The sequence below is a fragment of the Thomasclavelia sp. genome (assembly GCF_017889095.1).
In the GTDB taxonomy this organism is placed as follows: domain Bacteria; phylum Bacillota_I; class Bacilli_A; order Erysipelotrichales; family Coprobacillaceae; genus Thomasclavelia.
Map to the genome: position 1 here is coordinate 1 of NZ_JAGHEW010000329.1, position 6,341 is coordinate 6,341.

The window sequence follows — 6,341 nt, forward strand, 5'->3', positions numbered from 1 at the left end:
GTAGTATTGGAAACAAGTTTTTATGAAGTATCAACTACACCATGTTTATGGGGATTATTTATTAATGCCGGATATTTAACGATCGTAGAAACAATGGATGAAAGTAATGGCTATTATAAAATTAAAGTACCCAATAAAGAAGTCCAAAATGAGTTTAAATCATTAACATCATATTATTTAAAGGTATCAGAAACAGAACTGTCAAAAATGTTTCAGGGCTTAATTTATCAAAAGGCAGATATGTTTATTGAAACATATCAAAACATCCTGCTAACGATGCCATCATATCATGATTTAATTAGCGAAAACAGTTATCATATGATGATGCTAGGAATGAGTGCCTGGTTAAGCAATGATTATGAAATCATCAGTAATAAAGAAGCAGGAATTGGAAGATGTGATATTATCTTAAAAGCTAAAAAGGATGACTTAGCATCATATATAATCGAATTTAAATACAGTAATAATGAAAAAGAAGATTTAGATAAGTTAGCTAGTCAGGCAGTAAAACAAATCAAGGAAAAAAGATATGATATAGGACTTGTTGGAAAAGTCATATATATAGGTTTAGGACATTATCATAAACAGGTAAAGATGAAATGGAGGGAAAAGCTATCGTAATGATAGTTTTCTTTTTATAAATATGGAATAAAATTCATTAAGGTGTCAAAAATTAGGATATAAAATCGATGGTTGATTTATGGCAATAAAACTTAATTTTAGCTAAAAATTTATGATTTGTCGAAAAAAGTATGGATAATTATGTATTTTGCAAATGATAATAAATGAAAAAAGTCGATTTTATCGAATGTTTTTTTAACTTGGCTAAAAAAACTTGTTTAGATATTTGACAAATGTAATTGATTTTGTTAAGATACAGCGGAGGTGAATTTATGTACTTTGATACTCATTGTCACTTGAATAGTGATGAATTATACACAAATTATGAACTATATATTCAAAGAGCTTTAGATAATCAAGTTGATCATCTAGTTGTAGTTGGTTATGATTTGGAATCATCAAAACGAGCAGTTGAATTAGCTAGACAGTATGATTTTATCTATTGTGCGATTGGTATTGGGCCAAATGATTGTTTGAATACCACTAAAGAAGATATAGTTGAGTTAGAAAAGTATTTAAATGAGCCAAGCGTTGTAGCGATAGGTGAAATTGGTCTTGATTACTATTGGGATACAGTTGGTAAAGAAAAGCAGTTAGAAGTATTTCAATGGCAAATTGATTTAGCTAAGAAATATCAAAAACCAATTGTAATTCATTGTCGAGATGCCTATGAAGATACCTATCAGGTTTTAAAACGTAATGGACATCATGGAATTATGCATTGTTATAGTGGATCAGCGCAAATGGCCCAAAGATTTGTAGATATTGGGTTCTATATTTCTTTAGCAGGTCCGGTAACTTTTAAAAATGCTCGAGTTCCTAAAGATGTGGCAGCAAATATTGAATTAGATAATTTATTAATTGAAACTGACTGTCCTTATTTGACTCCTCACCCATATCGAGGTAAGTTGAATGAGCCTGCAAATGTTGTGTATATTGCCCAGGAAATAGCTAAGCTAAAAAACATGGAGATAGAAAACGTTGCTAGGGCGACAACGTTTAATGCCAAGAAAGTCTTTGGTATTAAATAGGAGGAAAAATAATGAACAAATTTAAAGAGGCAATTGTTAAAGCGGACCCCCGTATGAAGGGGTTAGTTATTGTGATGATTGCTTATCTGGGGATCATGCTTGCCGTACTTAATGTTAAGGCAACTGATCAAATTGATAACTATGTGGAAACAATTGATATTACTGTAGAAGATGGTAATCTGGAAACTAAAGGATATTTAGTTAGACAAGATTCATTAGCTAATGTTCTTGATGAATTAGAAATAAATATCAATCCACAAGATATCTTAAATTTTAGTATGGATTATGTAGTAAATAAAGGTGATTTGATTCAAATCACTCGTGTTAATGAAGCTAATATAGAAGAAATTAGTGCAGTTAAATCAAATACAGTTAATACAGCTGGATTAGAATTGTTTACAACTAAGGTTACTCAACAAGGGCAAGATGGCCAAGTGAAAAATACTTATCGAGTAACTTATCAAAATGGTGAAGAGGTAAATCGTGAATTAATTGGTAGTGAAGTAATTAGTCAAGTTACCGATACGATTATCGAAACTGGTACAGTTCAAGAGGGTGCTTATTTTGCAGGACGCTTAACAACTTATGGTGGTGACTGTGCAGGTGGTAATGGTACTTCTTCAACGGGAATTAAGTTAAGTCCAATTTCTGGAGTTCAGGGATCTAATAGTGCCAAACTTACTTATAATGGCCGCTCATATTATTGCTTAGCTGCTGATCCTTCAATTCCGTTTGGAACAATTATTGAAATTTCTAATCATAATTTAAGTATTGAATCAACTGCATACGGTATTGTTGTCGACCGTGGTGGTGCGATTAAAGGTAATAAAATTGATATCTTTAATGGTACTGAAGCTGGAAAATATTTTAGTGGCGGTACTTCAAACAATACTCAATTTAAAATCATTTCTGTTGGAAGTGGAAAAAACTTTTGGAAATAAGATCAGCGCAAGCTGGTCTTTTTAAATGTTTTTTAGAAAAGATATAATGGTTTTAAAAATAATGATTTTGTAGTACAATAGATAACGATTAAAAGGAGAGAAAAAGTTATGTATGATATAATTGTTGTTGGTGGGGGTCATGCGGGAATTGAAGCTGCTTTAGCACCTGCCAGAATGAATCATAAAACACTTCTAGTAACGTCTAATTTTTCTAATGTTGGCAGTCTTCCTTGCAACACCTCAATTGGTGGTCCAGCTAAAGGAATTATTGTCCGGGAAATAGATGCTTTGGGTGGGCAAATGTCTAAAACAGCAGATAAAACATATTTACAAATGAAAATGCTGAATACTGCCAAAGGACCAGGAGTCCAGTCTTTAAGAGCCCAAGCTGATAAAAAACAATATCCACGCTATATGCAAAAGGTTCTACAAGAACAAGAAAACTTGGATATTCTTGAAGGAATGGTTGAAGATTTAATTATTGAAGATAAATGTGTAAAAGGAGTTATTTTAGCTGACGGAAAAGAAATTTTAGGGAAAATGGTTATTTTAACTACCGGTACCTATTTAAAAGCGGAAATATTATGTGGTCACTCTAAACATGCCAGTGGACCAGATCAACAAGAAGAATCTAAATTTTTATCAGATCATTTAGCTAGTTTAGGTTTTCGGATTCAGCGGTTAAAAACGGGAACACCACCACGGGTGGAAATTAATAGTGTTGATTACTCAAAAACAACGATTCAGCCGGGAACTGATGCTAAATTGGCATTTAGTTATGCAACTGATGAATTTATACCGGTAGCTAAACAGACACCATGTTATTTAACTTATACTAATGAAAAAACTCATCAGATCATTCGCGATAATCTTCATAAATCAAGTATGTATGGTGGAATTGTTAAAGGTGTGGGACCTCGTTATTGTCCATCAATCGAGGATAAAGTCGTTAAGTTTGCCGATAAAAAGCAGCATCAGATTTTCTTAGAACCAGAATCAAAGGAAATGAATACGATTTATGTTCAAGGGTTTTCTAGTTCATTACCACATGATGTTCAAGAAGAAATGATTAGAACGATTCCTGGTTTAGAAAATTGTCAAATTTTAAAATATGCTTATGCCATTGAATACGATGCTATTGATCCTTTACAATTATGGCCAACATTGGAAACTAAGGTGATTGAAAATTTATTCACAGCTGGTCAAATTAATGGAACTAGCGGTTATGAAGAAGCGGCTGGTCAAGGGTTGATTGCGGGAATTAATGCTAGTTATAAATTAGAAGGAAAAGAGCCATTGATTTTAAAACGTGATGAAGCTTATATTGGGGTCATGATCGATGATTTAGTTACTAAAGGAACTGATGAACCATATCGGATGCTTACTAGCCGTAATGAATATCGTTTATTGATTCGTCATGATAATGCTGATGAACGGTTAATGAAATATGGCCATGATGCTAGACTAATAAGCGATGAAGAATACGATTGTTATTTAAATAAAATGAAAGGGATCTTTGATGAAATTGATCGTTTAGATACGATTCGTTTTACTCCTAAACATGAAATCAATGACTTATTAGAAAAATATCATTCAACGCGTTTAACTGAAGGAATTAGTGCTAAAGAATTAATTAAACGACCTGAATTATCGTATGAATTGTTGTTACCTTATATTGATGGACCTAAACTTGATGACGAACAGCGCCGTCGAATCACAATTTTAATTAAGTACAAAGGTTATATCGATAAAGCTAAACGACAAGCTATGCGCCAGGCAAAAATGGAAGAAAAGATAATTCCAAATGATATTGATTATGATCAGGTAAGTAATTTGGCATTAGAAGCAAGACAAAAATTATCGAAGATTCGCCCTCTGACAATCGGTCAGGCTTCGAGAATTTCCGGAATAAATCCAGCTGATATTTCTGTTTTATTGATTTATTTGAAACAAAAGTATAATGAGGAATAATTAGATGAATGAACAAGAATTTATAGATCAATTAAATAAACAAGGCATAAACTTAACTGTAAAGCAGTTAGAACAGTTTAAAAAATATTATGTGACTTTGGTTGAGTGGAATCAGAAAATGAATTTAACAGCAATAACTGATCAAGAAGACGTTTATTTAAAACATTTTTATGATTCACTTACGATTGCTTTTGATTTTAAATTTAAAGATCAAAAGATTATTGATGTTGGAGCGGGTGCCGGTTTTCCTAGTATTCCTTTAAAAATAGTTTACCCAGATTTAAAAGTAACGATTGTTGATTCTCTTACCAAACGGATTACATTTTTGAATCATTTATTTAAAGAATTAGAGTTAACTGATTGTAAGGCTATTAGTGCCAGGGCAGAAGAATATGCGAAAACTAATCGTCAAAAAGCTGATCTAGTTCTAGCAAGAGCGGTTGCTAGACTAGATATATTAGATGAATTATGTTTACCGTTAGTTAAAGTTGGTGGATATTTTTTAGCTCTTAAAGGCCTAAAAGCACAAGAGGAATTAACTAAAGCAAGTAGTGGAATCAAGATTCTAGGCGGTGAAGTTGAACGAGTAATTGATTTTCGTTTAACTAACGATGATCACCGGAGCAACATTATTATTAAAAAAGTAAAAGCAACACCAGCAAAATATCCACGGATGTTTGGCAAAATCAAAAAACAGCCTTTATAGGAGATAATATGTTAGAGAAAGTATATAAACAAATTGATATAGATAAAATTTTTGTTAACGAGAATCAGCCCCGAACTATTTTTGATGATGAAAAAATTGAAGAACTAGCCAATTCAATCAAAGAAAATGGCTTGATTCAGCCATTGATTGTTAGAAAGCAAAATCGTAATTATCAAATTATTGCCGGAGAACGTCGTTATCGGGCTTGTAAACTAGTTGGCTTAAAAACTGTTCCTTGTATCATCAAAGATATTGATGATAAGCAAATGGATACTTATGCAATTATTGAAAATATTCAAAGAGAAGATCTAACCCCAATTGAAGAAGCTAATGCTTATAAGACATTATTAGAAACTTATGGTATGTCGCAAACCGAATTAGCTAGTAAAGTAGGGAAAAAACAATCAACAATTGCTAATAAATTAAGATTATTAAAATTATCAGATGAAGTCAAAGAGGCATTGAAAGCTAAAACAATTACTGAACGTCATGCACGGGCAATGCTTTCTTTAGATCAAGATAAACAAGAAACTATTTTACATCAAGTAATTGATAAATCATTAAATGTTAAACAAACCGAAAATTTAATTAAACAGCCGCCAAAGGCAAAAAAGAAAAAAAATAGCGGGCCAGTAAAAGTATCTCGTAATTTTAAGATTGCGATCAACACAATTAATCAGGCAACTCAGTTAATTGAAAAATCTGGTGTTGAAATCACTAGTGAAACTGAAGAAACTGATGATGAATATGTTATTGTATTACGAGTAAAAAAATAAGTTAAAGTGAGATGATCAAAGATTATGATTAGAGTGTATACTACGCCAGCTAGTCAATCTTGTCGTAAGGTGATTGCCTGGTTAAAAAAACATAATCTAAGTTTTATTGAAAAAAATATTTTCTCATCTGATCTACATACTAGTGAAATAAGAGAAATTTTAGAACGCTGTGAAAATGGTACTGATGATATCATTTCTAAAAACAGTAAAATCATGAAATCAACCGGACTTGATTTAGATAGTATGAAAATGGAAGAACTGATTGTCTTTATAAAAAACAATCCCTCAATTTTAA

The 6,341-nt window shown here is 32.0% G+C and carries 7 protein-coding genes; all 7 read left to right on the forward strand.

Annotated features, from left to right (window positions below):
- Positions 1 to 621 (forward strand): PD-(D/E)XK nuclease domain-containing protein (locus J7M77_RS14195; protein WP_296879722.1); only part of this gene is annotated, 621 nt, incomplete at its 5' end.
- Positions 622 to 893: 272 nt separating this feature from the next.
- On the forward strand, positions 894 to 1,652 hold the full coding sequence (locus J7M77_RS14200; RefSeq protein WP_296879724.1) for a TatD family hydrolase: 759 nt from the start codon (positions 894 to 896) through the stop codon (positions 1,650 to 1,652).
- An 11-nt stretch (positions 1,653 to 1,663) separates the two neighbouring features.
- A complete protein-coding gene (locus J7M77_RS14205; protein ID WP_296879726.1) occupies positions 1,664 to 2,593 on the forward strand; it encodes a G5 domain-containing protein in 930 nt (309 codons plus the stop codon).
- A 108-nt stretch (positions 2,594 to 2,701) separates the two neighbouring features.
- Positions 2,702 to 4,564 carry a tRNA uridine-5-carboxymethylaminomethyl(34) synthesis enzyme MnmG gene (gene mnmG / locus J7M77_RS14210; RefSeq protein WP_296879728.1) on the forward strand — a complete coding sequence of 621 codons (1,863 nt, stop codon included), beginning with the start codon at positions 2,702 to 2,704 and terminating at the stop codon, positions 4,562 to 4,564.
- Between the two features lie 4 nt (positions 4,565 to 4,568).
- On the forward strand, positions 4,569 to 5,270 hold the full coding sequence (rsmG, locus tag J7M77_RS14215; protein ID WP_296879730.1) for a 16S rRNA (guanine(527)-N(7))-methyltransferase RsmG: 702 nt from the start codon (positions 4,569 to 4,571) through the stop codon (positions 5,268 to 5,270).
- An 8-nt stretch (positions 5,271 to 5,278) separates the two neighbouring features.
- Positions 5,279 to 6,046, forward strand: coding sequence for a nucleoid occlusion protein (gene noc, locus J7M77_RS14220; RefSeq protein ID WP_296879732.1), 768 nt, complete (start codon positions 5,279 to 5,281; stop codon positions 6,044 to 6,046).
- 24 nt (positions 6,047 to 6,070) lie between these two features.
- The coding region (locus J7M77_RS14225; protein WP_296879734.1) for an ArsC/Spx/MgsR family protein at positions 6,071 to 6,341 on the forward strand (271 nt) is incomplete at its 3' end.